General features: G+C 46.4%; 27 protein-coding genes and 3 tRNA genes. 13 read left to right on the top strand and 17 right to left on the bottom strand.

Going from position 1 to position 24,966, the window contains the following annotated elements; genetic code table 11:
• Positions 1–285 precede the first annotated feature (285 nt).
• The 3 genes from P6574_RS05500 to P6574_RS05490 all read right to left on the bottom strand — a co-directional run bounded on the left by P6574_RS05500 (position 286) and on the right by P6574_RS05490 (position 2,181).
• Positions 286–361: transfer RNA gene (locus P6574_RS05500), tRNA-Thr, on the bottom strand.
• Between the two features lie 25 nt (positions 362–386).
• Positions 387–462: transfer RNA gene (locus tag P6574_RS05495), tRNA-Thr, on the bottom strand.
• A 387-nt stretch (positions 463–849) separates the two neighbouring features.
• Positions 850–2,181 (bottom strand): sodium-dependent transporter, encoded by a 1,332-nt coding sequence (locus tag P6574_RS05490; RefSeq protein ID WP_310619376.1) that lies wholly within the window; start codon positions 2,179–2,181, stop codon positions 850–852.
• A 353-nt stretch (positions 2,182–2,534) separates the two neighbouring features.
• Between P6574_RS05490 and P6574_RS05485 the strand changes: the two genes are divergently transcribed.
• Together P6574_RS05485 and P6574_RS05480 are read left to right on the top strand one after the other, a co-directional pair.
• The gene (locus tag P6574_RS05485) at positions 2,535–3,665 is read left to right on the top strand and encodes an anhydro-N-acetylmuramic acid kinase (RefSeq protein ID WP_310619375.1); all 1,131 of its coding nucleotides are present in this window, start codon (positions 2,535–2,537) and stop codon (positions 3,663–3,665) included.
• 400 nt (positions 3,666–4,065) lie between these two features.
• On the top strand, positions 4,066–4,842 hold the full coding sequence (locus P6574_RS05480; RefSeq protein ID WP_310619374.1) for an NAD kinase: 777 nt from the start codon (positions 4,066–4,068) through the stop codon (positions 4,840–4,842).
• 2 nt (positions 4,843–4,844) lie between these two features.
• Here P6574_RS05480 and P6574_RS05475 read toward each other — a convergent pair whose 3' ends face one another.
• On the bottom strand, positions 4,845–5,981 hold the full coding sequence (locus P6574_RS05475; RefSeq protein WP_310619373.1) for a DUF2336 domain-containing protein: 1,137 nt from the start codon (positions 5,979–5,981) through the stop codon (positions 4,845–4,847).
• Between the two features lie 147 nt (positions 5,982–6,128).
• Here P6574_RS05475 and P6574_RS05470 point away from each other — a divergent pair, with 147 nt between their 5' ends.
• Positions 6,129–6,815 carry a hypothetical protein gene (locus P6574_RS05470; RefSeq protein ID WP_310619372.1) on the top strand — a complete coding sequence of 229 codons (687 nt, stop codon included), beginning with the start codon at positions 6,129–6,131 and terminating at the stop codon, positions 6,813–6,815.
• A gap of 21 nt (positions 6,816–6,836) precedes the next feature.
• Here P6574_RS05470 and P6574_RS05465 read toward each other — a convergent pair whose 3' ends face one another.
• Together P6574_RS05465 and P6574_RS05460 are read right to left on the bottom strand one after the other, a co-directional pair.
• The gene (locus P6574_RS05465) at positions 6,837–7,433 is read right to left on the bottom strand and encodes a flavin reductase family protein (protein ID WP_310619371.1); all 597 of its coding nucleotides are present in this window, start codon (positions 7,431–7,433) and stop codon (positions 6,837–6,839) included.
• Positions 7,434–7,447: 14 nt separating this feature from the next.
• The gene (locus P6574_RS05460) at positions 7,448–8,074 is read right to left on the bottom strand and encodes a nitroreductase family protein (protein WP_310619370.1); all 627 of its coding nucleotides are present in this window, start codon (positions 8,072–8,074) and stop codon (positions 7,448–7,450) included.
• Between the two features lie 261 nt (positions 8,075–8,335).
• Between P6574_RS05460 and P6574_RS05455 the strand changes: the two genes are divergently transcribed.
• A complete protein-coding gene (locus tag P6574_RS05455) occupies positions 8,336–9,370 on the top strand; it encodes a hypothetical protein (RefSeq protein WP_310619369.1) in 1,035 nt (344 codons plus the stop codon).
• A 352-nt stretch (positions 9,371–9,722) separates the two neighbouring features.
• Here P6574_RS05455 and thrS read toward each other — a convergent pair whose 3' ends face one another.
• A complete protein-coding gene (gene thrS / locus P6574_RS05450) occupies positions 9,723–11,666 on the bottom strand; it encodes a threonine--tRNA ligase (RefSeq protein ID WP_310619368.1) in 1,944 nt (647 codons plus the stop codon).
• Positions 11,667–11,902: 236 nt separating this feature from the next.
• Between thrS and P6574_RS05445 the strand changes: the two genes are divergently transcribed.
• Positions 11,903–13,225, top strand: a complete 1,323-nt coding sequence (locus P6574_RS05445) for a glycosyltransferase family 4 protein (RefSeq protein ID WP_310619367.1) — start codon at positions 11,903–11,905, stop codon at positions 13,223–13,225.
• A 63-nt stretch (positions 13,226–13,288) separates the two neighbouring features.
• Here the strand turns inward: P6574_RS05445 and P6574_RS05440 are convergent, their stop codons facing one another.
• Together P6574_RS05440 and P6574_RS05435 are read right to left on the bottom strand one after the other, a co-directional pair.
• Positions 13,289–13,696, bottom strand: coding sequence for an ASCH domain-containing protein (locus tag P6574_RS05440; RefSeq protein WP_310619366.1), 408 nt, complete (start codon positions 13,694–13,696; stop codon positions 13,289–13,291).
• 29 nt (positions 13,697–13,725) lie between these two features.
• Positions 13,726–13,810 (bottom strand) — tRNA-Tyr (locus tag P6574_RS05435).
• Positions 13,811–14,070: 260 nt separating this feature from the next.
• On the opposite strand from P6574_RS05435, the gene P6574_RS05430 reads away from it, so the two are divergent.
• Positions 14,071–14,514 (top strand): hypothetical protein, encoded by a 444-nt coding sequence (locus tag P6574_RS05430; RefSeq protein ID WP_310619365.1) that lies wholly within the window; start codon positions 14,071–14,073, stop codon positions 14,512–14,514.
• 45 nt (positions 14,515–14,559) lie between these two features.
• On the opposite strand, the gene yidD is transcribed toward P6574_RS05430, so the two are convergent.
• Positions 14,560–14,934, bottom strand: coding sequence for a membrane protein insertion efficiency factor YidD (gene yidD, locus P6574_RS05425; protein ID WP_405048073.1), 375 nt, complete (start codon positions 14,932–14,934; stop codon positions 14,560–14,562).
• Positions 14,935–14,936: 2 nt separating this feature from the next.
• Entirely contained in the window at positions 14,937–15,392 is a 456-nt protein-coding gene (locus P6574_RS05420) for an iron-sulfur cluster assembly scaffold protein (RefSeq protein ID WP_310619364.1), read from the bottom strand.
• 268 nt (positions 15,393–15,660) lie between these two features.
• Between P6574_RS05420 and folE the strand changes: the two genes are divergently transcribed.
• From folE to P6574_RS05405, 3 genes are all read left to right on the top strand, one after another.
• Entirely contained in the window at positions 15,661–16,290 is a 630-nt protein-coding gene (gene folE, locus P6574_RS05415) for a GTP cyclohydrolase I FolE (protein WP_310619363.1), read from the top strand.
• Between the two features lie 24 nt (positions 16,291–16,314).
• Positions 16,315–16,788, top strand: coding sequence for a phosphoribosyl-AMP cyclohydrolase (gene hisI, locus P6574_RS05410; RefSeq protein WP_310619362.1), 474 nt, complete (start codon positions 16,315–16,317; stop codon positions 16,786–16,788).
• A gap of 87 nt (positions 16,789–16,875) precedes the next feature.
• The gene (locus tag P6574_RS05405) at positions 16,876–17,874 is read left to right on the top strand and encodes a patatin-like phospholipase family protein (RefSeq protein ID WP_310619361.1); all 999 of its coding nucleotides are present in this window, start codon (positions 16,876–16,878) and stop codon (positions 17,872–17,874) included.
• A gap of 79 nt (positions 17,875–17,953) precedes the next feature.
• Here P6574_RS05405 and P6574_RS05400 read toward each other — a convergent pair whose 3' ends face one another.
• Positions 17,954–18,385, bottom strand: coding sequence for a CBS domain-containing protein (locus P6574_RS05400; RefSeq protein ID WP_310619360.1), 432 nt, complete (start codon positions 18,383–18,385; stop codon positions 17,954–17,956).
• 135 nt (positions 18,386–18,520) lie between these two features.
• Positions 18,521–19,255, bottom strand: coding sequence for a rhomboid family intramembrane serine protease (locus tag P6574_RS05395; RefSeq protein ID WP_310619359.1), 735 nt, complete (start codon positions 19,253–19,255; stop codon positions 18,521–18,523).
• A gap of 230 nt (positions 19,256–19,485) precedes the next feature.
• Between P6574_RS05395 and P6574_RS05390 the strand changes: the two genes are divergently transcribed.
• From P6574_RS05390 to P6574_RS05380, 3 genes are all read left to right on the top strand, one after another.
• Positions 19,486–20,151 carry a PAS domain-containing protein gene (locus P6574_RS05390; RefSeq protein WP_310619358.1) on the top strand — a complete coding sequence of 222 codons (666 nt, stop codon included), beginning with the start codon at positions 19,486–19,488 and terminating at the stop codon, positions 20,149–20,151.
• Positions 20,152–20,262: 111 nt separating this feature from the next.
• Complete coding sequence (locus tag P6574_RS05385) at positions 20,263–20,883, top strand: PilZ domain-containing protein (protein WP_310619357.1); 621 nt, start codon at positions 20,263–20,265, stop codon at positions 20,881–20,883.
• Positions 20,884–21,123: 240 nt separating this feature from the next.
• Positions 21,124–21,645, top strand: coding sequence for a transglutaminase-like cysteine peptidase (locus P6574_RS05380; RefSeq protein WP_310619356.1), 522 nt, complete (start codon positions 21,124–21,126; stop codon positions 21,643–21,645).
• 63 nt (positions 21,646–21,708) lie between these two features.
• Here the strand turns inward: P6574_RS05380 and P6574_RS05375 are convergent, their stop codons facing one another.
• The 4 genes from P6574_RS05375 to P6574_RS05360 form a co-directional block, all read right to left on the bottom strand.
• Positions 21,709–22,236 carry a gamma carbonic anhydrase family protein gene (locus P6574_RS05375; RefSeq protein WP_310619355.1) on the bottom strand — a complete coding sequence of 176 codons (528 nt, stop codon included), beginning with the start codon at positions 22,234–22,236 and terminating at the stop codon, positions 21,709–21,711.
• 104 nt (positions 22,237–22,340) lie between these two features.
• Positions 22,341–22,556 (bottom strand): DUF3126 family protein, encoded by a 216-nt coding sequence (locus tag P6574_RS05370; RefSeq protein WP_310619354.1) that lies wholly within the window; start codon positions 22,554–22,556, stop codon positions 22,341–22,343.
• Positions 22,557–22,638: 82 nt separating this feature from the next.
• The gene (gene cysE / locus P6574_RS05365) at positions 22,639–23,478 is read right to left on the bottom strand and encodes a serine O-acetyltransferase (protein WP_310619353.1); all 840 of its coding nucleotides are present in this window, start codon (positions 23,476–23,478) and stop codon (positions 22,639–22,641) included.
• 174 nt (positions 23,479–23,652) lie between these two features.
• A complete protein-coding gene (locus P6574_RS05360; protein WP_310619352.1) occupies positions 23,653–24,405 on the bottom strand; it encodes an alpha/beta fold hydrolase in 753 nt (250 codons plus the stop codon).
• A 273-nt stretch (positions 24,406–24,678) separates the two neighbouring features.
• On the opposite strand from P6574_RS05360, the gene P6574_RS05355 reads away from it, so the two are divergent.
• Positions 24,679–24,924 carry a zinc-finger domain-containing protein gene (locus P6574_RS05355; protein ID WP_310619351.1) on the top strand — a complete coding sequence of 82 codons (246 nt, stop codon included), beginning with the start codon at positions 24,679–24,681 and terminating at the stop codon, positions 24,922–24,924.
• Positions 24,925–24,966 lie beyond the last annotated feature (42 nt).

Raw genomic sequence — 24,966 nt, 5'->3', positions numbered from 1 at the left:
AGCTGAAAACCCAAAGCGCACCGCCACAACTGCAAGAAGGTACTTAGGGATATTCACATATCGAAATTTTACATGGTGCTGCAAGTTCTGTTTGTACCCTACGGCAACTCTTACCGAATACGCACGCAGGACCGAACAACCTTTAGGGAGGGGTAAACAATTGAATTATTTAGAAAAATACTTATGCAGCTCCGACAACAACAGAACCGGACAGGCACTCAGCAGATTAAAAAAGCGTTGGAAAACCAATGCTTGTATTTTATGATAAATTTGGGAGATAAACAGTGGTGCCGGCAGCAGGGATCGAACCCGCGACCCCCTGATTACAAGTCAGGTGCTCTACCATCTGAGCTATACCGGCGTCGTCACATAAGTTTTAAAGCGAATGGTGCCGGCAGCAGGGATCGAACCCGCGACCCCCTGATTACAAGTCAGGTGCTCTACCATCTGAGCTATACCGGCCTTCGCTGGAGGTGCTTTTAAGCATGAGGTGGGGGTTTGTAAATACAGCAAATCATTTTTTTTCAGAAAATTCACAGCACAGTGTTTTTTGAAGGGCAGATTTTGTCGAATACGTGAATAATATATTATTTTATATAAGCTTAGAGCCGGTTGGAGAATAACCGTATTCAATAATTTTCACCGCACCGGATTGAATGCAGCTGCATTCACAGGAGTATTTGTGTTTAGGGACGGTATTCCATGACCTTCTTACGGCGGCCATTGTCGCGAACACTACAATTAAAAAAGGGACAGTGATGGTCTTCAAATGCTTCAGAAAGCTAGAAGAACTCCACTGCCCCATTCATTCAAGGGACTAAAGTTTGCCGCCCCTTACTCTGGATATTATCAGGTAAGCAAGCCGTGAATTAAAATCCATAGAATGCCAAGCGGTGCGAACACTCGGCAAACCCATTTCCAAATTGGAAGGTATGCGAATTTTTCCGTACCACCATTGGTGAGCTCATCGACCATTTTCGGGTAAGCAAACCAGCCCACAAGGATGCTCGTGGCAATTCCGCCAATCGGCAGCGCAAGTTTGTCAACGATAAACTCCATAGTGCTGAAGATATCCATCCCTGCAACAGTAATATGGCTCCAGTCACCAAGAGCGAGCGAGGCAGGTACCCCAAGGAAGAAAATCACAATACCAACAACAATTGCAGCCGTTTTTTGCTGAATATTGAACTGGTCACTGAGATAAGAAACAGGGTTTGCCAACAAAGAAATAGCTGATGTCAACGCCGCGATAGTCAGCATGAGGAAAAAGACGGCCTGAAACAGCTCGCCAGCCCAAATATGATCAAATACTGCCGGAAGAACAACAAATGTTAATCCTGGACCGGCTTTTGGGTCCATTCCAAATGCGAAGACTGCTGGAAGAACCAAAAATCCAGCAAGAACTGCAACCAGTGTATCCAAGGAAACAACCCAACCTGCGGACCCTGGAATATAATCTTTCTTGCCCAGATAAGAACCATAGGTGATCAATGCGCCCATACCCAGAGAAAGACTGAAGAATGCTTGTCCAAGTGCAGAGGCGACCACGTCAGCATCGACAACTGACCAGTCTGGCTTCAAGAAGAACTCAACCCCTGCCATTGCACCAGGCAATGTGAGAGAACGGATCACCATAAACACCAGCAGCACAAACAAAATCGGCATTAGAAGCTTCGAGGCTTTTTCAATACCGCCAGATACACCCTTTAGAACCACGAAGATGGTTAATCCCATAAATATGGCATGGTAGAAGATTGGTTCGAAGGGTGAACTGATCAGTAGGGAAAAATGTTCTCCGTAGTCCCCCGTGTCAGATACGGACAGTGCACCTGTTAATGTCTTCACAAAATATGCAATAGTCCAGCCACCAACTACGGAATAATAGGATAGAATAAGCACTGCTGCCGCTGTCGCCAGATAGCCAAATACAGACCACCCTTTACCACCAATGGTTCTAAATGCACCAATAGGGTTGAGCTGGGAGCGCCGCCCAATAGCTATTTCGGCCGCCATAACACAAAAACCAATAGTGGCCATGAAGCCCAGATAAATAATCAGAAAGGCTCCACCACCCTCAGACCCCGCGAGATAAGGAAACTTCCATATATTGCCCAAACCAACAGCCGAACCCGCTGCGGCCATAATAAAACCAAAGCGGCTTCCCCAATGATCCCTAGCCATTATCTATTCTCACATTTATTATTTTTGATATTTCATTAGGCAAATATGCCAAATGAAGACACATTCATACTCATTTTGAGTATTAAATTTCTTATTATTCTCTTAAGCATTCCAGAAGCAATATCCAGAGGGCTAACTGACAGAATAAACCAGCACACACAGTATTTTCTCAAATCCGTACAACGAATTCTACAAAGTTACGTAACAACACATATAGAACTGCCTGAGTATTCATTTTGACCGAGACAAACGCAGGAAGGCCTTCTGGGGAAAGCGTAAATTCATGATAGAACTGTTTCGGGGCTTCACTTAGGCTTTGCCGGAACGTGGCAGCAGTAGTCAGTGGGGAATTAATGCAGAGTATATGGGCAATTGGCCTGATGACAGGTACCGTTTTAGACGGGAATATCGACATAGCCGCAATTAAAACCAATGGCTCGGTTATCGAGGAGTTTGGTCCATCCGCCTTTACCCCCTACACAAACAGCACCCTATCCATACTGCAAGAAGCCTCCATTGAAGCTGGAAATTGGAATTTCAATGGCCCCGAGCCCGAAATATTCAAAAAGGCGGAACGCTTATTAACGCTCGAACAGACTGCGAGTATTCAAAATTTTATCACAGAGCACGGGTTAACACGAAACCAGATCTCCATTATCGGCTTCCATGGCCAAACCGTTCTGCACCGCCCCCCAACTGCTACTAAACTGGGAGCAACTCGGCAGTTGGGTGATGGCCAGCTAATGGCGGCGACACTTGGAATACCAGTATGCTATGATTTTCGGAGTTTAGATGTAGCTGCAGGAGGGCACGGCGCTCCCTTGGCTGCCATCTACCATCAAGCTCTCCTTCTTTCTTCCCCCCTGCCCCATTCCCCTGCCGACTGTGCTGTTTTGAACCTTGGCGGAGTAGGAAATATAACTTGGTGGGACGGCGGAGACCAATTAATAGCCTTTGACTGCGGCCCCGCAAACGCACCAATAAACGATTGGGTTAAAAATCATAGTAAAGGGAATATGGATCGGGATGGAGTGTTCGCAGATCAAGGCATAGTTGATGAAGAAAGGCTGGCATCTCTTCTGGAGGCCCCTTTCTTCTATCAAGCTCCCCCCAAGTCTCTAGACAGAAACAGTTTTACCCACGTGATGGCAAGTAACCAGTGTTTCGAAAATGGAGCCGCTTTTTTGACAGCTTTTTCGGCTTCATGTGTTGCCAAAGGCCTAGACTTATTGCCCAGCCGTCCACGGTATCTTTATATCTGTGGTGGAGGCAGAAAAAATCACTCCCTCCTGCGGGAAATAGCAAAGCGGTGCCAAGTAGAAGTTAAAACAGCGGAAGACATCGGGTGGAATGGAGATTTCACCGAAGCTGAATGCTTTGCATTTCTCGCAGTCCGGTCAAAAGCCGGTTTGCCTATCAGCTTTCCAAATACAACGGGCGCACCCCACCCGCTTAGGGGCGGCAAAATAGCTGATCCTCTATAATGTGCCGGAGGGCAACCATTTTGAGAAGAGTATAATGAAGTTAGGACATGAACGAGAGTGTAAGACCGCCGCACTCACACTTTCGCTCATGTCTTAGCAAAGAGAAATTACATTCTAAATACATATAAAGTATACTGCACTCTTGTAATATCATTATATTAGAGACCCCAAGGTGGGGAAGCCAGACTCCCGTTCCTTGCCTTCCAAATATTTCCTATTTTGTATCCTTCGCGTCCCAATTCATTTTACATGAGCAGAACATGGAGGGCCTTTGTATGCCCCCTCTTCTTCTGGCTGTAAAAGTGCGCCGCTCAAAGTTCTCTAAGCCGAAAGGTACTCCAACAACGCACTTGAAAATTCCCACTAACCTGATACTTCCCTAAAAAGGGGAGGAAACGCGGTGATACAACGGGAAATTCAATCTTTAAGCTTTTTGTCAAGCGGTACGGAAGAGGCAGATACGGCCGCCGAAGAGCTCGTTCAGCGTTACGGTTCCACCCACCCCGATAAAGCGGATGTTTTAGTCGCTTTAGGCGGTGATGGCATGATGCTTCAGTGTTTGCACCGCTTCATGAACTCCGGCCAGCCAATTTATGGCATGAACCGTGGTTCTGTTGGCTTTCTCATGAATGAATATAACCCTGACGGCCTTCTGGAGCGCTTGCAAAAGGCAGATGAAACAACGATCCACCCGCTCAATCTGGAGGCAACAGACGTTAAAGGGCGTTCATTCAAAGCACGGGCAATTAACGAAACCTCTATGTTAAGGCAGACCCATCAAGCAGCGAAACTTGAAGTCTCTGTTGATGGCCGCGTTCGGATGGATGAACTGATCTGTGATGGCCTTCTCATCGCGACGCCTGCAGGGAGCACTGCATATAATTTGTCAGCCCACGGTCCAATTTTGCCGCTACAATCCAGATTGCTCGCATTAACTCCCATCAGTGCTTTCCGACCGCGGAGATGGCGAGGCGCATTATTACCAAACCAGTCGACGGTCCACATCAAAGTGCTGGAAGCGGATAAAAGGCCTGTAAGTGTGAGCGCCGACCATGTCGAGTTTCGCAATATCTCTGAAATTGCAACCTATGAAGATGCTACATCTCAAGGCCATATCCTTTTTGACCAAGACCAGCGGTTGGATGAGAGGGTTCTAGGGGAAATGTTCAAATACTGAGGTTATGCTGCCTCAAGCATCCCGTGAGCTGTCTCCTTGGCTTTCTGGCGCGAGACTTCAATGTATATACTTGATAAGAGGCCATGCAGGTCTCCCAGATCAGCGAGTTCTGAAACCTCCTCACTGTCCAAGAGGGTTTCGAGAACTAGGCATGCTTTACCTTTGTGAGACAACTTTGGCGCGCTCTTTTTCCCCCATAAGTGCAGTAGAGATACTATAAGGGGGCGGATTCGAGCGGGGACCGTCGCCTTTCTCAAAACTACCGCAAATACAGTATGATCCGGCTTAGGAAGCATTTTGCAAATTCGATTTTGTGGCACTTTTGAGAGTGCAGACAATGCCACTTCCAAAAAGCTCATCTGACCTATGGCAGCGGCGCGTAAAAGAAGAAGCCCTGTCAAGTAGCCGCGTTTTCTGAGATGCTCAACAAAGAGGCCTAATTCTTGACCTTCAAGTTTTCGAGCGAACGCCAATGAGACCCTGTCCTTGGCATCTGCCACCATATGCTCAGGATCCTCACTAAACCCTTCCATTTTGACCATAGGGTGCTCCTTCAAGGACCCTGCGTACTCTCTCAGTAAATCGTGCTCAACAAGCTTAGGCACATCCCCTCTATCCAAGAGACTCGTCTGGATAATCGGCTCCTCCCCAAAACGCTCGATAACTCTAATAAAGCTGGAGGCTGTAATATGCGCGTGTTCGTTTTGCAAAAGCACCCCGCAAGCCTCCACACTTCCAACTTCGCACAAAGCCCCTGAAACAGCTGCGGTAAGCGGCGCCCTTTTTGCGATAGCGCATTGTCTTTCTATTGTTGCCACCGCCACAGTATCAATCAAAATCAAATCACTAACGTCTACGCTTTTTTCAAGAACTGGCAGAGCCACTTCGTCTTCATCACATATTAAGCTGGATACCACATGTATTGGAGCCCCCTGCTCTTTGGCTACAAACTCAGCAAGAGCTCGGCGCACAGGAATTGAAGTGTCATCAAGCATAAAAGTCAGTGCCGCTTCAGCCTCACTGCGCGTTTGATCATTCAATCCTGCATGCAAATAAGAACGTGTCAAAGCCCCCACGGCCAAAATACGTTTTTGCTCCGGCGCGTTCTTAACCCAACATAAAAAGTTCCGAAATATCATGCATAGGTGACCTGTAGTAATTACAATATGATAATTTAATGAGAATAAGTGTTAAGGAAGGGTTCATCTCGTACAAATTACGAGATGATGTCTGAGGCATCTTTGTTAAATAGAACTATTAGAACTTCGCTGAAATAAGACAAAGCCATGAACAGCATCAAGCTAACACCTGATCAGATCCAATCGTTCCAGCGGGAGAGATTCCCCCTACTAAAAGCGATCATACTTACTGGAATAACGCCTGAAAACAGCGCAAACATCCGGACTGAATACCTCGAAGAACTTGCAAAATCTATTCATATATATTTGGAAATCGAGAGGTCTGAGGAAGCCTATTTACGTGAGTTTCTGCCAACACCTATGAAAGTTCATATAGCAGGTATCCATGCAGAGTTCCTGACAAGGGGACAGGACGTAACCCGGTTAGACGCCATCTTATCAGCGCTAGAAATAGAATGCTCATTCCCTCTTAACGCTTTGGCCCTGTCGCTTCGTTTTGGACAAAAAGCAACTGCCCTCCTCAACTTGGCATCCTTCACTAATGCGAGCCAGCGGATAGCAGTCTTAAGTTTTGATGAAAATGCTGCCGCAAAGACCCTGAATGCTTCCAGTTCTTTTGACAGTCACGGCGACCTTCTTTCCCCATTTTCATTGGCCCAGAATCAAATTCTATTTCTTGCTAGATCTAGGGGTACTATGTGTCTGGCTTCCCTTCCCCAAGGCGGGCTATCAGAAAGCCAGCTCAAACACAGATATACAGAAGCACTCAAATGCGGCTTTGACGGTGTGTTTCTCAACTCTCTCGAACAACTTTCACCATTAGCAAAATGTTAGAGCATGCGCTGAAGCAAACCACTATACAGGCCGATCCAAAGTAAATACGTCTTTTATGACTGCATAATCCATATAACCAAGCCGACTAAGCAGCCCGAGCTTAGACGTATCAACAAGGCCATTTTTTAAAACACTGTCGTCAATGTGAATCCCAACGACCTGACCCAAAATAAGCCACTGATTAGTCTCGCTCCCTTCAAGGTCTACGAGACGTTGAACCGAAAGTGACTTGCATTCCAGAGCTGCTTTTGCTTCTCGCACACGTGGCACCTCAATCATTTGACCGGGAACAGGTGTAACCCGCCCCAAATCAAATTCTGATACACTCTCCTCGACCATCCTTGAGGATTGGTTCATCGCTTGAGCCAGATCATAGGTCGCCATATTACAAACGAACTCACCAGTTGCATCTATGTTTGCAACCGTATCTTTGTAGCCACTTGAAGAAATAGCAACCATCGGAGGGTTATCTCCAATTGCGCTGAAGAAACTATATGGAGCCAAATTAAAAACACCGGCCTTGCTTTTCGTGGAGACCCAGCCAATAGGTCGCGGTGCAACAAGTGCTTTGAATGGATTATGCGGCAACCCGTGGGGCTTATCGGCTTCATAAAACATAAGATACTCTATTTTTAAACGTATTGAACAAGTGAGCTGATGTTTGGTCGTGGACGTTCTGACGGAACCGACGCGGCTTGCCCCATGTGAATAAAGCCAGCGAAGCGCTCTCCTTCATTAGCCCCTAGCGCTTTAGCACTAGCGTCTTCATGTACAAACCAGCCCGTCAGCCATTGAGCCGCGAAGCCCAAACCTGAAGCGGCAACTAATAAATTCATACAAACAGCACCGCTCACCAACTCCTGCTCCCAGACGGGGACATCGCAATCTGTTTTCGGGCAGGACAACACCCCTATAACCAACGGAGAGTTTTGGAACTTTTCAATTTCTACTTGTTTTTTAGGTTCGTCTTTGGGACTTCCAAGACCAATTAGCAACGTGTGTAGGTCTTTGCCAAGCCGTTGCCTAGTCTCTTTAGAGTAAACAATGAAACGCCATGGCACCTTTTTCTTATGGTCCGGAACTCTTGATGCCACTGTGAGTAACGTTTCAATCTGCTGCGCCGACGGGCCAGGCGGCTCCATCATTATGCTTAGGTGCGAGCGGCGGCGTAAGAGAAATTTAACAATTTCGGAGGAGTGAGTTAAAGGCGCATTCATGATTCTTTTATCTGCCTTGTGGACCATGGGGCGCTCAGCCATGAAAAATTATTTAATAAGTATCAAGAGAAACCCTGCCAAACTCTCGCCATAATTGCGTATATTTTCCAAATTGTTGCTGTAAAACTACATTAAAGACTTTCAAATCTGGAAATGTCGCGTTAACGTCACACAAAGAGTTGTTAGTGTACATTTTGAAACACTGTCACATACTAGCAACACATAACATAACGTATTCGGGTGTATGCATTGGTGGGAAAGCTTAAAAAAGCTATGATTTATCCTGCGCGGTATATGGGATATATGAGTTTAGTGATTACTTCACTAATCCTCTCGTCCCCTAGCTTTGCACAGGATGCAATTGTCTTTCCTTCTGCCAAACCTGTTTCGCCTTTTGCGCCAGACGTTCTTGACCAAGAGACAGCCCGTAAAAGCACGCTTGACAAGATCACTCCTCCCATCAGTTATGATCCTTTGAGCGGTTATCAAGGACTCTCGCTCAGTCCAACATTTGGCACAAGCGCCCTAAGCTATGCGCCAACCCCAAGCCAGAATACCATTGTACAAGAAGCCAATGATAAGGCGACGCTGTACCTTGTTGCTCGCTTGGCGGAAGATAGCCCAAACCTCACCAAGGGTCTCAGGTGGCATATTTTTAAAGAGCTCCCAGACGGAGAACTCGAGCCGGCTGGAACCATTAAAAATAGCGATGCAGAGTTTCGTCTCGATCCAGGGGCATATCTGGTTCATACCATATTCGGAAAAGTTACTGCCACCACGCGCTACACGTTAAAGTCTGGAGTTACAACAGGGACGATCCTCCTTAATGCAGGAGGAATTCGACTCGATTCGGCTTTTTCTGACGAAATCAGCATACCTGGCGGCAAAGTATTTTTTGACATATATGATATGACTTACGATGCGACAGGTAATCGTCAAATTATTGCATCAAATGTGAAGCCAGGGCAACTTGTTCCCATTTCTGCGGGGACCTATCACGTAGTCAGCCGCTTTGGCGAGATTAATGCAGTGGTACGTGCGGAACTTCATGTACAAGCCGGTAAACTTACAGAGGCGACACTCTATCACCGCGCCGGTGAAGTCACTCTCAAGCTTGTCAGCGGAAACGATGGTATATCTCTCGCGAACACCTCTTGGACAATTCTAACACCAGGCGGCGATACGGTTGCCACTGGTAATGGGGCATTTCTAGACCTTGCCCTTGCTGCTGGGACCTATGATGTTTTAGCTAACAATGGCGGGCAGATTTACAGACACACATTTTCAGTTCTGTCTGGTGAGCGTAATATTGAAGTAGAGATTGAAGCAGTTAACTGACACCAGTTTTGGCAACATTCACCAAACTTTTCACCTCCCATTGTACAGCTTAAAACAAAGAACCTAGATATCTAACGCGACACGTTCTAAAGCACATCGCGTTCATTCGCATTCACGCTGTGCACTCTAACTTATTTATTTTGAGCGAATTCTTGTCGTTTGATTGAACCCAATCAAACGACAAGAATTCGCTCTAATAGGAACTGCTCTATTTCCTTGACTGCGTATCCCGTTATCCGAAAACTTGCATCCACTTTTCGCAAGAATACTGCAGTCCAATTCGTCCAAACACAGCTTATACTTAGCAAATATGAAAGGGCTCAAGGCCCTTTCATATATTGATATCAGGAAGCTAGCGTTCCTCTTTAAGGTCGGGAGCAATCGCTTCCTCACATAGTGTGGAAACGGCTTCACTTAAGGATAATGGTGTTTGATCACGCGAGCCCAAGCGGCGAATATTCACCGCACGCTCTTCCGCCTCGCGTTTACCAACAACCAAAATCACAGGCACCTTGCCAACAGAATGTTCACGCACTTTATAATTGATCTTCTCATTACGAAGATCCATCTCACCGCGCAAACCAGCTTTGGTCAACTCCCGGTAAACTTCTTCGGCATAATCATTCGCCTCGGATGTTATGCTTGCCACAACAAACTGCTGCGGTGCGAGCCATAACGGGAAATGACCTGCAAAGTTCTCGATCAAGATGCCAAGGAAACGTTCCAGTGATCCACAAATAGCCCGGTGGATCATCACTGGCTTCTTCTTGTCGCCATCACTGTCCACATAGAACGCACCAAAGCGTTCTGGGAGATTGAAGTCGACCTGAGTTGTTCCACACTGCCACTCGCGGCCGATAGCGTCTCGCAACGTATATTCGAACTTAGGCCCATAGAAAGCACCTTCACCTTCTAAGATGCCGGTCTTGATCTTTCCGCCAGACCGTTCCTCTATCTCTTTCAAGACTTCAGTCATAACTGTTTCAGCATGATCCCAGACTTCATCGGAACCAACACGCTTTTCCGGGCGGGTAGACAGTTTAACGACAACTTCTTCAAAGCCGAAGTGCTTGTAAACGGACAGAATCAGGTCATTAATCTTATGGCATTCTTCAGCCATTTGATCTTCTATACAGAAAATATGAGCATCATCTTGCGTGAACGCACGCACACGCATCAGGCCATGCAAAGCTCCCGAAGGCTCATAGCGAGAAACCGCGCCAAACTCTGCCATACGCAAAGGCAGATCCCGATAAGATTTCAACCCGTGTTTGAAGATCTGAACATGCCCAGGGCAATTCATAGGTTTAATAGCAAAGATACGGTGGTCTTCGGTTTCGGTAACGAACATATTTTCGTGATACCAATCCCAGTGACCGGAGGTCTCCCACAAAGACTTATCAAGAATTTGCGGAGCATTCACTTCCTGATAGTCCCCTTCCAGCCGACGGCGCATATAATCTGTGAGGGAACGGAACAGCTGCCAGCCCTTATGGTGCCAGAAAACTACGCCCGGTCCTTCCTCTTGGAAGTGGTAGAGGTCCATTTCACGGCCCAGCTTCCGGTGGTCCCGCTTCTCGGCCTCTTCCAGCATATGCAGATATGCTTTCAGATCCTTATCATTGGACCATGCCGTTCCGTAAATACGGGTCAGCATCTCATTATCACTGTCACCACGCCAGTAGGCACCAGCCACTTTCATTAGCTTAAAAGCCTGACCGATCTGGTTGGTAGAAACCATGTGCGGACCACGACACAAATCAAGCCATTCACCCTGACGGTAGATTTTTACATCTTCCTCTTCAGGAATAGCATCGATCAGTTCGACCTTGTAAGCTTCACCCTTTTCCTCGAAGTAGGCTTTAGCATCATTGCGGCTCCATACTTCCTTGGTAAATTTGGCGTTGCGGTCGACAATCTGCTTCATCTTCTTTTCGATTTTAGGCAGATCATCCGGCGTAAAAGGAGTGTCCCGTTTGAAATCGTAGTAGAACCCGTTTTCAATAACCGGACCAATTGTCACTTGTGTGCCTGGCCATAACTCCTGCACGGCTTCAGCCATCACGTGTGCAGCATCATGACGAATAAGCTCTAGAGCCCGGGGATCATCGCGGTTGATAAACTCGATCCGGCTGCTCTCCAGGATTGGATCCGCAAGATCTCTCAGCTCTCCATCAAGAGCCATCGCCAGTGTTTTTTTCTGTAAAGATTTGGAGATGCCGCCAACAACTTGCGTTCCGGTAATACCCTTATCGTAGTCACGAACAGAATTATCAGGAAAAGTCAGTTGAATCATATCAATACTCCAGCTCACTCCTGCAGACAAGGCAGGTAAGCGGTTAGAAAGTTAAGTGTAGACCCTGTTCTCTACAAAAATAATAGGTTGTGGTCCAGCTCTTTAAAGACAAATCACATTATATGATCATAGATCCCCCGCCAAGTTCCAAGGATAGCACCACAAGCCCTACTCGCTTATATTCCTTTTATCGATCCAAGGGATTGTCCAAAGGGGAGGTAGGCTACAAGCCAAACGTGAAAACAGCACCAGACCTTTATTATGACCTTAGCGAAATCAAAGATATTTCACCAAAGATGAAAGAAGCAACAGGGTTAACCAGATCCCTGTTAGAGGTTGGAAAGGCACTATATAACTCAAACCTGAAAGTAGCCTTCATCTGTTTTGACAATAAGACCGGCCTGCACAGCAAAGTTGACGCAAAACTATTTTTTCAATGTCCAACCTTGATCGAAAAACAACAAATTCTTGGTAAACGGGAAAAGGTACGTTCATTACAAAAGGAGGGGCTGTCCTTCTTTCGTCGGTCCTTCCGCCAACTAAAAAACCAGAGCGACTTAGTCATTCTCTCGCTAGCCCCCCCAGCCAAAGGCCTAATTCATCATGAAGACGCGGACTTGACGCTTGCTCCCGTTCTATCTTTGGGAAGCGTTAAGACACTTTCCCGTTTTCTTCACTGTTTCACGAATCCCTCCAAGGACATTGAAGTCTTTGGAATGATCCACGATTTGTCCCCCTTGCGTATGGGCGATCAGGATAAATCTTGCCATCTGGATTGGAAGGATTATCTGGACAACATCCTCAAATCCCCTATCAAACTCCTTAGTAATTCCCAGTTCACCGCTCGGGACGTTATAGCTTATGCTAAGCAAAACAGACTTCCCAATCCTACAAATATTTCAACATGCCATCTTGCCCACGAGTTTTCGATTGAGAGCAAAGCCTCTCTGCTATCCCGTGGCCAGACTAAGCCCTATTTTTTAATGGTGGGCGACGTCTGGGGAAGAAAAAATGGAAAGCTGGTATTCAAAGCTCTGGATTATCTCAAAAAGCACTATCCGGACATTCCGGTTCCCCATCTCGTTTGTGCGGGGCAGTTCTGCAAAAACACACTGGAAAAATTGACTGAAGAGATTATCGACAAAGAAGTTCTCGCCACAACAACCTTTGTTCAAGCTCCAAGCCAGAGCGAACTAAAGAAGCTCTACGAAAACGCTGAGCTGCTTATATACCCAAGTCTTTATGAAGGGTATGGTCTCCCTGTGGGAGAAGCATTGTGGCACGGAACACCAGTAATGGCTTCAAATGCCACCTCTATTCCGGAAGTCGCAGACAATTACGTTACCTATTTTGACCCTGAAATCCCCGAGGAACTCGCGGAGCTCCTTGTTAACTACACCTTGAACCCCCACCCCTATAAAGATCGGGTTCCACCAAGATCAAAGTTAAGAACATGGGAAAAGGTGACTTTTGAAATATGGGATACGATCAGCAAGCACTCAAAGTACCATCACCTAAATGAGGAAAATAACAAATCAAAAAGTACGCTTACGGTATAAGCCACTCAGACCAAGCAGCCAGAAAAGGCGAACTTGAGAGCAAATTACAAATCCTCCAAGTCTTTAACCGTCTTTATTGAGGACTTTCACAAGTTTGAAATACTCACAAACAAGCTTCATATCTCTCGCATAAACACCTTGACGTTCGAAAAACTCTTGGTGCCCATCCTGCCAGTGTCGAAGGCTTAGATCACCTTCACCTTCCAAAACCGCCCAGACTTCATCAATTTCATCAAACCGGCGAATATCTACACTGATCATTTCAATAAGACAGGAATCCTCGCCCTTTCCCGTTTGAACAATAAACTGATCACCGGCCTTGGGAAGAGGAAGTCCCTCACTCTCATAGGAGTGTAAATCACCACAGGATGCAGTCTTTTGACCAACCAAGACAAGGTGAAGCAACTCATCAGCCAACTCAGGGGAATCGCCAAAGGAAAAACGTGGAATGTCTTCATAGGACTCGGACATATCTCACCAACCTGCATACTAGGGGAAAATGGTGGAGGAGGTTGGATTCGAACCAACGTAGGCATAGCCAGCGGATTTACAGTCCGCCCCCTTTAGCCACTCGGGCACTCCTCCGAAAACGCTTGGTGCGCTTCGATGGGCGCTATATGCTTGTTATAGCTCACAAAGTCAACGCCCTTACAAACTTACCCACCATTTAGCACTGAATAACTTTGAAGTTCGCTCCATTCACTAAAACTCTAAAGCCAAACGAGGAGTTTTAAAGGTGCCAATAACCTCAAAGAAAGTCCGGTTAGCTATAAAAAATAGCGATACGGCCTCTTGCCGGCCACTGGAGTTTGTAGACAACACCGCCCTATGAAAAGACGGATATCATGAAGCACCCTCTTTATCTCCTTTTTCTACTCGCAACCAGCCTCATCCTTGCAAGCAAGGCTTACTCCCAAGACTTGCTTGGAAAGACAATGAGCCAGACCTGGCAGGAAACAAAAGAGGGGGCAAAGTCTCTCGAAACCCGATTGGAAACATTATATTGTGATGGCAAGCGATTAGTCTGGAACGACGTCACAAAACCGGACAATATTCGTAGCGGCACAGCTGATTACACCCTTACGAAAATAGCACCAGAAGTCATTCAGGTCGTCTGGACGAAACCTGAGACTGAGAACAAATCTACGTATGTGTGGACCTTAAATTTCGAAACCGGAAAAACATATGGAGTTATTATTAATGACAGGACGCAGAAACTAAAATTTGTTCAAGGTGATTTCCATACCCTTAGCGGAGTAACCCCTTCCCCAGGAAATAAAGGTTGCTAAATTTCCACTGGGCTAAGCATACGCTGCTCAGGATATAAAGGCAGCTTATTCAAGACGGGTCGAGGGGTCGATATGATCGCTGTTCCAATATCCATACCTCCAGGGCATAAACCACCTTGCTTTGTGTGGTAGACAATTGGGAACGGGATCAAACCCACTTCCTCCAAATGGGTTACAGCGCAAAATACGCGCTAACCCCATCCATCCTCCAGCCCAGAATCCAAATCTTCTTATTGCTTGCTCGGTATAATGAGAGCAAGTTGGCGCATACCGACAAGCTCTCCCGATCAGGAGGGAAAGTGAATGCTGATAGATCCGAATGAAAAAGATAGCACAAGCGGCCCCAGCCCCAACCTTTTCGCGTGCTTTTAGCTTCTCTTTTTTCGTCAAAAGCACTTTACGTCTGCAGGCCAAGCACATAACTAGTTGCCGTCTTCACTGGGCTGTGACTTATCTTTTTCCAGAGTATCTATTGCATCAACAACCGCGTCAAAGGCCAAAAGGGTTGAAGCATGGCGAGCCCTATACTCTTTGACAGGCTCGAGAAAAGACAGCTCACTAAAGCGCCCAGTCGGAACACTGCCCCCTTCTTTAAGCATTGAATAAAGCTGCTTGTGAGCGAGCCTAAGCTCATCCGCCGTTGCTCCGATAACCGATTGGCCTAAAATGGCTGCCGAGGCTTGTCCCAAGGCACAAGCTTTGACATCCTGCGCAAACTGGGTGACAACTTGATCCTTCATTGAAATTTCGACCATGACTGTGGAGCCACACAGTCTTGAATGCGCCTTTGCAGAGGCTTGCGGTTCTTCAAGTTTTCCCAAATGTGGAATATTTCCGGCATATTCCAGTATTTTTAAATTATATATATCGTCTAACATTAGAACCCTTTACGGAGGGAAAGCTCTTTATTCCGTCGCACATTTAACATATATACACCCTACCGCTAATGAGTATGTAGGCCAACAAGGGGTTAATCACAAGTTGGCACCATGACTGTTGGGCCTTGGACACCAAGAAAATAACCGGACAGCGCTTAGTGACACCTACTCTGAGGAAAGCCCTATTATAACGTGGCTGTAACCTGTTAGCGTTAAAAAGAATGTAAGGCCATGTTAGGCTACATCGCGCATTGTTGGAGTTTAAAATATGGACGTGGTCCTGAAATCAATAAATGACACGGCTCCTGAAACGGCGGAACAAATCAACGCCTCCATTCCCACACGTGAAGAGGCAGAGGCCGCTGCCCGTGTTCTCCTTAGGTGGACAGGAGATAACCCTGATCGGGAAGGACTTTTAGACACCCCAAAGCGCATGGTTAATGCGTTTCAGGACCTTTTTTCCGGATATACCGAAGACCCAAGTGAACATCTGGCGCGCACCTTTGAAGAAGTTGGCGGCTATATGGATATGGTTCTTTTGAAAAATATCGAATTCACCTCTTTTTGCGAACATCACGTGCTGCCTTTTACCGGTAAAGCCCATGTCGCCTATTACCCTGATCATAAAGTCGTTGGCCTGTCTAAACTCGCTCGCGTTGTTGATGTTTTTGCCAAACGGCTGCAAACGCAAGAGAACATGACCGCGCAGATAGCGGCTACTATTAATACACATTTGGCACCACGAGGTGTGGCGCTCATGATCGAGGCCGAGCATCAATGTATGGCGATGCGTGGTATTCAAAAATCCGGCGCGCGAACCATCACTACTCAGTTCTCTGGAGTTTTCGAAAGTAATCCGGAAGAGCAAGCAAGATTTATGACTTTGCTCCGCGCATAAACTCCAGCAGACAGCAAACCTATTATGTGTAATTTCCAAAGTGCCCCACCGCTATTTTCAGAGCGAACCGACAAGGCGACTGTTGAGCTTGGAACAGCATTCGCCCCAAAGTTCGATCGAGATGGCTTGATTGCAGCAGCCGTGAGCGACTTCGACAGTGGCGAGTTACTGATGGTTGGGTATATGAACGCCGAAAGTCTACAGCGCACTATCGAAAGTGGGGAAGCCTGGTACTGGAGCCGCTCTCGGCAAGAATACTGGAGGAAGGGAGCTACATCCGGCCAGATTCAAAAAGTTCTGGAGCTTCGTACAGACTGCGATCAGGACGCCCTCTGGCTTCGCGTACGCGTTGAAGGGAACGGGGCAACGTGTCACGTCGGGTACCGGTCCTGCTTTTTCAGGAAAGTCGAACAAACTCAAGTAGGAAGTTTTGTATTGAACTTCGTTGAAAAAGAGCCTGTTTATGACCCAGAAAAAGTCTACAACCGAAAAAGTTAGCTTAAAAGCACGCTCCATTTATGTTTTCTATAGGTTCGTTCCTTAGGTAATAGGGTAGATCAGAGAAGACAGAACAGGATAGAGTCCGTGCTCACCAACCTTACGCTCTGGCCTTCCTCCAAAGAAGGTAGCTCTGAAGAGAAAACGGACCCCCTTCCACACTTCAGGCCAACAGTTGGTTTGGCCCTTGGTGGGGGAGCTGCCCGTGGCTGGGCCCATATAGGTGTTATAAAGGCTCTGTTGGAAACAGGTATTAGGCCCGATATAGTATGTGGCACTTCCATGGGTTCTGTTGTTGGAGGTTGCTATCTGGCCAACAAGCTGGAAGAACTCGACGCTTTTTCAAAGGAACTTACCAAACGCAAGGTTTTCGGACTTCTGGACTTCGCCTTTGGTGGCTCCGGATTAATTTCTGGAAGAAAGCTCTCGGATCTTCTGGCCAAACGTGTCGGAGATATACGAATTGAGGATCTGGACAGGCCATTTGTCGCCATCTCTACGGAGCTTGGTACGGGTCATGAAATCTGGATAAAGTCCGGATCACTTGCTCATGCTATGCGGTGTTCCTACGCGTTGCCAGGAGTGTTCGAGCCGGTACGACTTGGGGGGCGCTGGCTGGTGGATGGTGCCTTAGTCAATCCCATACCCGTTTCAGCTTGCCGTGCTTTAGGGGCTCGTGTTGTCATAGCTGTCAACCTCAACTACGATAACTTCGGACGAGGCACAACTGTTGTCCACGACGTTCCTCCTGCCCCTCCTAATTCACCTTCAGACTTTGAGAACTCCCGCGAGAAGTCACTTGGGAAGGCAGCCGATAAAGCTATGCGGAGGCAGTTCTTTGGAAGAAAGTCCCGTTCACTACCCGGCATATCAGGGGTTATGATGGAAAGTTTCAACATCATTCAGGACCGAATTGGCCGTTCCCGCCTTGCCGGAGACCCTCCTGATGTAACTCTAAGCATGCGCTTGGGGCACATCGGGCTGTTTGACTTTCACCGTGCAAAAGAAACCATCGATGTAGGTTATCAAACAACAATAAAGTCTTGCCCAGACATTTTGAGTTTAATTGATAAAATCCCATCTTGAAGAAAGAAGTGGACTTAACCTTCAATGTCCTACCGGAAAAGCCCACTAAGCACAGCATTCACTGTGCAATGAATTTCAATTAACCGGTATGAATGTATTTCCGCATGTCTTCCGCTTCCTGCTCAACCTGCGCAATCCGGAATTTAACAGCATCCCCGATGGAGATGATTCCCCGTAACTTGCTGTTTTGCAGTACTGGAATATGACGAAATCGACCCTCAGTCATTTTTTCCATAACGGTATTGATAGTGTCTCCCTCTTCACACGTAACAACACCGGCGGTCATAAACTCGGAAACAGGTTTAGATAGAATGTCTGGACCGAACTTTGAAATTGCCTTTACAACATCACGTTCCGACACAATACCGGCAATCACATCTTCCGTATCACAGATCACAATTGCCCCGATTTTCTCTGCTTCCAGAACTTGGCAAATCTTGGAAAGTGTGCATTCCGAACTCTCTACGACAACTCTATGTCCCTTATTTGCCAATATAGCCGCAACTGTCATGGTTTCCTCCTACCTTCAATACAGCTTAACCAGTTGATCTTTACCCTCTACTTTTTATGTTTAATGTATCATGACTAAAAACTAGAGCTTTGCATAGCCCATCGTTTAAAATCCCTAGAGCAAAGGCGCTTTTTATCACCTCCGCGCAACTGGATCGAAGAATCGAAATAGCAATAGGCCTGCAACAAACCCGCCTACGTGTGCTTGCCAAGCGATACTTGCACCAGCAGACATAATAGGCATGCTCCAGTACCCAAAGATAAAGTTAATGCCAAACCAAGCAACAACAGCGCCCCACACTCGCTTATCTGAGATTGCGACCCTAAGAGGCTGCGCTGGCACGACATAATCACTTGGGTGGTTTGCACGCAGAGCACTCAGCGGTCCACCAGTACCAAAAACAAATCGAAAAGAGGCCGCCATTTGGCCTGAAATAGCTGCAGATGCTCCTATCATGGGCGCAGTATCCCCCCAGTTGGTTGCCAGGTGAGCCAAGGCCCCCATAATAGCACAGACCAACGAAAAGCTTAAAAAGCGCATGGTACCAAAACGACGTGCAACAGCAGTCCCAAAAATCGCCATCCAGATAACATTGAGCATCAGATGGGTAAAACTGCCATGCAAAAAGCTATAGGTAACAAAACTCCATAACTCACTCGCTACACCTCCTGGCCAACTCCCAATTACATTAGAGTTTTCCGCAAATCGGATTGGCCAGAACGCAAATAAGAGTATCACCTCAATATCCCAATCACGCGGAAGCACATACTCACGCAGAAGGTGAATAAAACCAAGAATAGACGACAGGCCAATTACAACAGCGGGTAAATTAAAAACTGGCTCTTTTGCTACGGTTTTTTGCTCTGACATATGGTCATTGCCCCAACTAAAAATTTCTCATGACTTGCAAATACACACCCTGCCCCGTTTTTGCAAAATCCGCCAGTTCACCAGTTTTTTCTTAACGTGATTTCCTACTGCAAGATTGCTCCCCAAATCTTGCCCACCCCCGACGGGTGGATGGAGAAAACTATCAATAGACAGGAAACTGGTTCAGCGAGTCCCAAGTAGCGGCTAAACACAAACTCTGTTGGGGGATCATGAAACACGGCTCTACATGTCAACTCTTTGATTACTGGAACGAATTGCGTGGCCAACGCAAAACTCCCGAAAGGGGGGACATCCAGCCTTCTGCAATTAAAGCACTCTTAAGAGATACGTTTATCCTCGAAATGAGGAATGCAGACTCCTATCGCTATCGCCTAGCAGGAACGCGCCTATGCTCTTTATTTTGCAAAGAATTGCGAGGCCGTGAGTTCCTAAATATGTGGAATGGGGAGGATACGCATACCATATCAGCATCCTTACAATCAGTTACGAAAAAAAGAGTGCCCGCCTTTTTAGAAATCACATCAAAAACTGACAACGGTCAGATAGTAAATTTGGAAATGCTACTATTGCCTTTAACTGTAAGAGGCGAAGGGTGCACGCGAATTTTGGGCTGTATCATACCCATAGAACAACCGGGCTGGTTAGGGGCCCAGCCTTTAGTAACGAATAGCATTTCAAGTATGCAACTTATAAAGCCCGAAACCGCAAGAGTATGCATTGCTCAAAAACAAAAAACAGGTAAGCGGTTATGGAGAAAGAATCCCCCCATTTCCACGGGCCAAAATCCCTTTCCTCCTTCAGTAGGCCCCATCGCAACAAATCTGAAAATTAAACGCGTTGGCCATCTTCACGTTATTAATGGAGGGAAAAGCTAAAAGTTACATATCAATTCCGTTAGACTCTATTAACTTTAACCCAATAGCATCCTCCCCAAATCGATTATAGGAAAACGTTCGTTGTGCGTTTGTCGGTAAGGGCAGTAAACTATGACAAATCGGCATACAGCAGTTATCAAGAAGATCTCAGAACGTAGACCTGAAAGGCGCCGCTTCTCTCGTGTCAATGTTGACCTTCTTGGTCGTTGCATGATGCAAAACCGCCAAGAATACCCTTGTCAAATTAAAAACATGTCACCAGGTGGGGCCTATGTTTTAGCTCCTGTATCAGGCGAGGTTGATGATCGTGTCATCATCTACGTTGACCATATTGGAAGAGTTGAAGGCACCATTACCAGAATTTTTTCAGGGGGCTTCGCCTTAGAAATAAAGACAACTGAACGCAAACAGGACAAACTTGCTGGCATGCTTACTTGGCTGGCAAATAAAGAGCGTTTTAACTTACCGGAAGATAGACGTCACGAACGTTTCATTCCCAAGAACCCCTTCACCAGTCTTATTTTAGAAGATGGCACCAAGCACAAGTGCCGGATTTTGGATGTTTCACTTTCCGGTGCAGCTATAAAGACCTCTCTAAAACCCGAGCCAGGAACTTCCATAGGCATTGGGAAAATGAGAGCACGCGTCATCCGCCATACCGAGGATGGTATCGCGTTAGAGTTCGCAGTTATTCATAATCAAGATCTCTTGGAACAGCATTTAGGCGACTGATAGTCGCCTCGCCTTTAGTAGTTCTATGCAAAATAATAAACAATACAAATAAAAATTATAGAATCTTCTAGTAAAACTAAGTCACCCAGATTACCCCAAAATCAAAGTCAATAATTTACTGTAGAACTAACCTTTAGGGGAGGTATTACAGTGCTTAATATTAAACAACTAATTTTCTCCTTTCTAACTTTTTTTCTTCTAACAAGCTTGGTGAACGCTTCCCCGATTATTGGCCGATTTATGCCTATGCTAGGAGAAACCCCTCCCCCCATTGGTCATGTCAATTTCTGTATTGAAAACTCACATATATGCAACACAACGGTAAAGACCGCAAAAATAGTGGCTCTCACGCAAACCAAATGGAAACAACTACATTCCATTAACCGTCAAGTGAACCAGAAAATTGTCCCTGCCACTGATGAAAATCTCTTTAAGGTTCCTGAGTACTGGACTTACCCAACCTCTGGGGCTGGTGATTGCGAAGAATATGTCTTGGAAAAACAGCGCTCTCTTATAAAGCTAGGCTGGCCCGCAAGTGCGCTGCTCATAACCGTCGTCAAGGATACCAGTAATGATGGACATGCGGTTTTAGTAGTACGTACAGATCTTGGAGATCTGGTGCTGGATAATTTACTCGATCCGATATTGCCTTGGTATTCGACCCCTTACCGGTTTGTAAAACGCCAATCCAGCTATGACCCCGCCAAATGGAGTGCGATCTCAGATAGGCGTGTTACAACCGTGGCAACCATAGAAGACTAACGTAGCTATCACTCTGCAAAGATGCGCATTAATCCAAATGATGAACTTGCCTCGAAAATACCCCTAAAGTTCAGAGAGCCCGTCTTTATAGCGGCGCCAGTTATCGACATACCCTTGGGCTGAGCCTTCAAGAGTTTCTTTAATATCTTCAGGCAACGAGCGAATAACTTTCCCGGGAATCCCCACGACCAAGGAGAAATCTGGAATTTCTTTCCCTTCAGGAATAAGTGAGTTTGCACCGATTATACAATGGCGACCAACTTTCGCGCCATTTAGAATAGTAGCGCCCATACCAATCAAAGAGCCCTTCCCAATTTTACACCCGTGCAAAATTGCGTTATGGCCAACGGTCACCCCTTCGTCGATTTCAAGCGGGAATCCCATATCGGTATGCAAGACACATCCATCTTGAATGTTCGTTCGAGAACCAATTTGTAACGCCTCACGGTCGCCCCGCAAAATAGCGCCAAACCAAACACTGGCTTCCTCTCCGAGGATAACGTCGCCAATCAATGTAGCAGTTGGTGCCACCCAATACTGACCATTTTCTGGAAACGTCGGCTTTTTATCTCCAAGTTGATAACATTGCATGGTCACCTCCCCTTTTATCCTCTGGTTTCCCAAATTTCAGTAGTTACAATAGATTGACACAAAAAGGGCTCCAACTTGGAGCCCTTTTTAACAAAACTGAACCTTTAGAGGTCTTCAACGTCAATTTCCAGAATCGCCATCTGGAAGTTCCAGCAAAGGTCCTCATCTTCATCATCACGGAAGATAACGCCCAAGAACTCATCCGCCACATATACTTCGCAGGAGTCATCCTTGCGAGGGCGTGGCCGAACGCTAATACCGGGAGACTTGAACGTATTGCGCAGGTAGGTCTCCAGCTTCCGAATTTCGTCTGGCTTCACAGCCGTCTCCTTCTCATTCTCCAAATGTAATGGGCCCCAAACCTATAGAATTTTATGGTGCTGCCAAGCCCTTTTGACCCCATTATCCTTGTTTGTTTTGCGTTGTTTTTTCTTGACCTAGTGTTTGATCCATGGCTCTCGCGGGCTGATCACAGCCAGCCTCTCCTACAACCTTAGCCGGGACCCCGGCAACTGTCGTGCATGGTGCCACAGGTTTTAGAACTACGGAGCCTGCTGCTATGCGAGAACAGTGCCCCACTTCAATATTTCCTAAAATTTTGGCGCCAGCTCCCACCAGAACACCATGGCGAATTTTCGGGTGGCGATCACCGCTTTCTTTGCCAGTCCCCCCAAGAGTTACCCCCTGAAGAAGAGAGACATCATCCTCAACGACAGCCGTTTTGCCGATAACCAAACCGGTCCCGTGATCTATGAAAATTCCGAGTCCCATTGGAACTGCTGGGTGAATATCAGTCTGAAACACTTCCGAACTTCGACTTTGCAAATAGAAAGCAAAATCCTCACGCCCCTTTTTATAGAGCCAATGCGCTAAACGGTGCGTTTGCAGGGCGTGAAACCCTTTAAAATACAGCAAAGGCTCAAGGAGGCGTTCACAAGCGGGATCTCTGTCCAAAACCGCGGAAATATCAACCCGAAACGCATTAGAAATGAATGTATCATCATCCAGAGCTTCTCTGTAGGTCTGGCGGATAAGAGAGGACGATACAACAATATGCCCTAAACGATCTGCCAGACGGTGAACTATGGCATCCTCAAGAGTGTCATGATGCAAGACAGTCTCATAGACAAACGAGGCCAAAGCCGGCTCGTTTTTAGCCATTTTTTCAGCCTCAAGCCTGACACGCTGCCAAACAGGATCGTGCATCGCCAGTCTGGTCGCTTTTTTTGTTGGCTGTGTCATGCAGGGCACCTCCGTGAACACATTTATGGTTCCTAGCTGCATAACATAGGAACTTTTCTACTCTAACCAAGAGAACACCCATAAAACTTACGAGTGTCAACCTGTTGACCTACATTTGCAGGGAACACAGGGCATTCTAGACCGGTCCCATTTAGGTCAAATACTAAAAGGGACTTAATTGCAATTTTGCAAAAAGCTAAGCACACCCTGTTTAAAAACTTTGTCTCCAACAGCAACCATATGGTCCCTGTTCGGGATCGCAAGAACTTGCGCACTCTGCATCAAGTCTGCCAGAGCTTGAGGATCTCCGGCCACTTCATCCTTGGTACCCACTGCAATAAGCGCTGGCGCTGAAATGCCCGCAATATCCTGTTCCGATATTTTTTTCCGAGCAGATTGCATACAAGCTGCAAGAGCTAAGCGGTCCGACTTTGTTTGTTCTGCAAACGCTCTGAAGGCCCGCCCAGTTTTATTACTTACATCTTGAAGACGTTCAGCTAAGAGAGCTTCAATAATTGGCTCTGGTGATCCCACTCCGCTGATCAAGCCGTATCCCATTCCACCAAAAACAAGCGAACGCACGCGTTCGGGTTGGGCAAGGGCGCAAAATGCACAAATTCGAGTTCCCATTGAATAGCCCATAAAATCAACTTTTTCCAATTGCAGGAACTCAACCAAATCCAGAACATCCTGTGCCATTAAAGGAGCACCATAATCTTCCGCACTATAGAATTTATGACTTTCTCCATGGCCGCGATTGTCAATTGCGATAACACGGCGGCCACTTTTGACCAAAAGATCCACCCAGCCTGTGTACTCCCAGTTTACATTTTTGTTGGATGCAAAACCGTGCACCAAAATAATTGGGTCACCTTCCCCTTGATCAAGATATGCGAACGGGATTCCATTATTGTCAAAAACTGGCATGCTCTTCTAACTCGTACTTGGTAGGGAAAGAATTATCGGCGTGAAGATAGTGTCAAAAAACTAAGGAAGAAAGTCAGAATATATTTTTTCAACGCAGTTCCCGAGGAAATTTAAGGAATTCAATCAAAGCCCCATTGCATTGAGAGGAAAGAGCACTCAAAACCATATTCACGAGACAACCAGCTTTTCAAATAACCGTAACCAGATTTTGAATGCTTACGATTCTCAAATAACAACAAGTACCATATTAGCAATTTTGGGAGATTATGACTTATGGCTGAAGGCAGCACTCCACACTTTCATAACAATAGCGGTCAGGAGAGTATTGTAATCGGTGCGAAAGAATTCATGTGCATTGGGTCCAAACCTCCTTTTGATCACCCCCATATTTTTCTCGATATGGGCTCTGAAAAAGAAATTGTATGCCCTTACTGCTCAACCCTTTATAAGTATGATAGCAACCTAAATAGGGATCAATCCGACCCAGCCGACAGTCTCTGGACACCGGCTACAAGCTAAACAGACCGGTTGTTCCATCAGGCCGACACCGGAAGTACCGAG

Source organism: Pseudovibrio sp. M1P-2-3 (assembly GCF_031501865.1).
GTDB classification, from domain to species: Bacteria; Pseudomonadota; Alphaproteobacteria; order Rhizobiales; family Stappiaceae; genus Pseudovibrio; species Pseudovibrio corallicola.
Note: the sequence above shows the minus strand (reverse complement) of the source record. Positions and strands in the feature narration are given on the sequence as shown.

Bases quoted from the DNA above. Each gene is read 5' to 3' on its own strand.
- P6574_RS05385 (WP_310619357.1), top strand. From the start codon at position 20,263: ATGACAAATCGGCATACAGCAGTTATCAAGAAGATCTCAGAACGTAGA.
- P6574_RS05400 (WP_310619360.1), bottom strand. From the start codon at position 18,385: ATGACAGTTGCGGCTATATTGGCAAATAAGGGACATAGAGTTGTCGTA.
- folE (WP_310619363.1), top strand. From the start codon at position 15,661: ATGGACGTGGTCCTGAAATCAATAAATGACACGGCTCCTGAAACGGCG.
- P6574_RS05360 (WP_310619352.1), bottom strand. From the start codon at position 24,405: ATGCCAGTTTTTGACAATAATGGAATCCCGTTCGCATATCTTGATCAA.
- P6574_RS05485 (WP_310619375.1), top strand. From the start codon at position 2,535: ATGCAGAGTATATGGGCAATTGGCCTGATGACAGGTACCGTTTTAGAC.
- yidD (WP_405048073.1), bottom strand. From the start codon at position 14,934: ATGTGCTTGGCCTGCAGACGTAAAGTGCTTTTGACGAAAAAAGAGAAG.
- P6574_RS05380 (WP_310619356.1), top strand. From the start codon at position 21,124: ATGCCTATGCTAGGAGAAACCCCTCCCCCCATTGGTCATGTCAATTTC.
- cysE (WP_310619353.1), bottom strand. From the start codon at position 23,478: ATGACACAGCCAACAAAAAAAGCGACCAGACTGGCGATGCACGATCCT.
- P6574_RS05390 (WP_310619358.1), top strand. From the start codon at position 19,486: ATGAAACACGGCTCTACATGTCAACTCTTTGATTACTGGAACGAATTG.
- P6574_RS05395 (WP_310619359.1), bottom strand. From the start codon at position 19,255: ATGTCAGAGCAAAAAACCGTAGCAAAAGAGCCAGTTTTTAATTTACCC.
- P6574_RS05420 (WP_310619364.1), bottom strand. From the start codon at position 15,392: ATGTTAGACGATATATATAATTTAAAAATACTGGAATATGCCGGAAAT.
- P6574_RS05475 (WP_310619373.1), bottom strand. From the start codon at position 5,981: ATGATATTTCGGAACTTTTTATGTTGGGTTAAGAACGCGCCGGAGCAA.
- P6574_RS05460 (WP_310619370.1), bottom strand. From the start codon at position 8,074: ATGGCTGAGCGCCCCATGGTCCACAAGGCAGATAAAAGAATCATGAAT.
- P6574_RS05430 (WP_310619365.1), top strand. From the start codon at position 14,071: ATGAAGCACCCTCTTTATCTCCTTTTTCTACTCGCAACCAGCCTCATC.
- P6574_RS05440 (WP_310619366.1), bottom strand. From the start codon at position 13,696: ATGTCCGAGTCCTATGAAGACATTCCACGTTTTTCCTTTGGCGATTCC.
- P6574_RS05355 (WP_310619351.1), top strand. From the start codon at position 24,679: ATGGCTGAAGGCAGCACTCCACACTTTCATAACAATAGCGGTCAGGAG.
- thrS (WP_310619368.1), bottom strand. From the start codon at position 11,666: ATGATTCAACTGACTTTTCCTGATAATTCTGTTCGTGACTACGATAAG.
- P6574_RS05375 (WP_310619355.1), bottom strand. From the start codon at position 22,236: ATGCAATGTTATCAACTTGGAGATAAAAAGCCGACGTTTCCAGAAAAT.
- P6574_RS05455 (WP_310619369.1), top strand. From the start codon at position 8,336: ATGAGTTTAGTGATTACTTCACTAATCCTCTCGTCCCCTAGCTTTGCA.
- hisI (WP_310619362.1), top strand. From the start codon at position 16,315: ATGTGTAATTTCCAAAGTGCCCCACCGCTATTTTCAGAGCGAACCGAC.
- P6574_RS05490 (WP_310619376.1), bottom strand. From the start codon at position 2,181: ATGGCTAGGGATCATTGGGGAAGCCGCTTTGGTTTTATTATGGCCGCA.
- P6574_RS05470 (WP_310619372.1), top strand. From the start codon at position 6,129: ATGAACAGCATCAAGCTAACACCTGATCAGATCCAATCGTTCCAGCGG.
- P6574_RS05465 (WP_310619371.1), bottom strand. From the start codon at position 7,433: ATGTTTTATGAAGCCGATAAGCCCCACGGGTTGCCGCATAATCCATTC.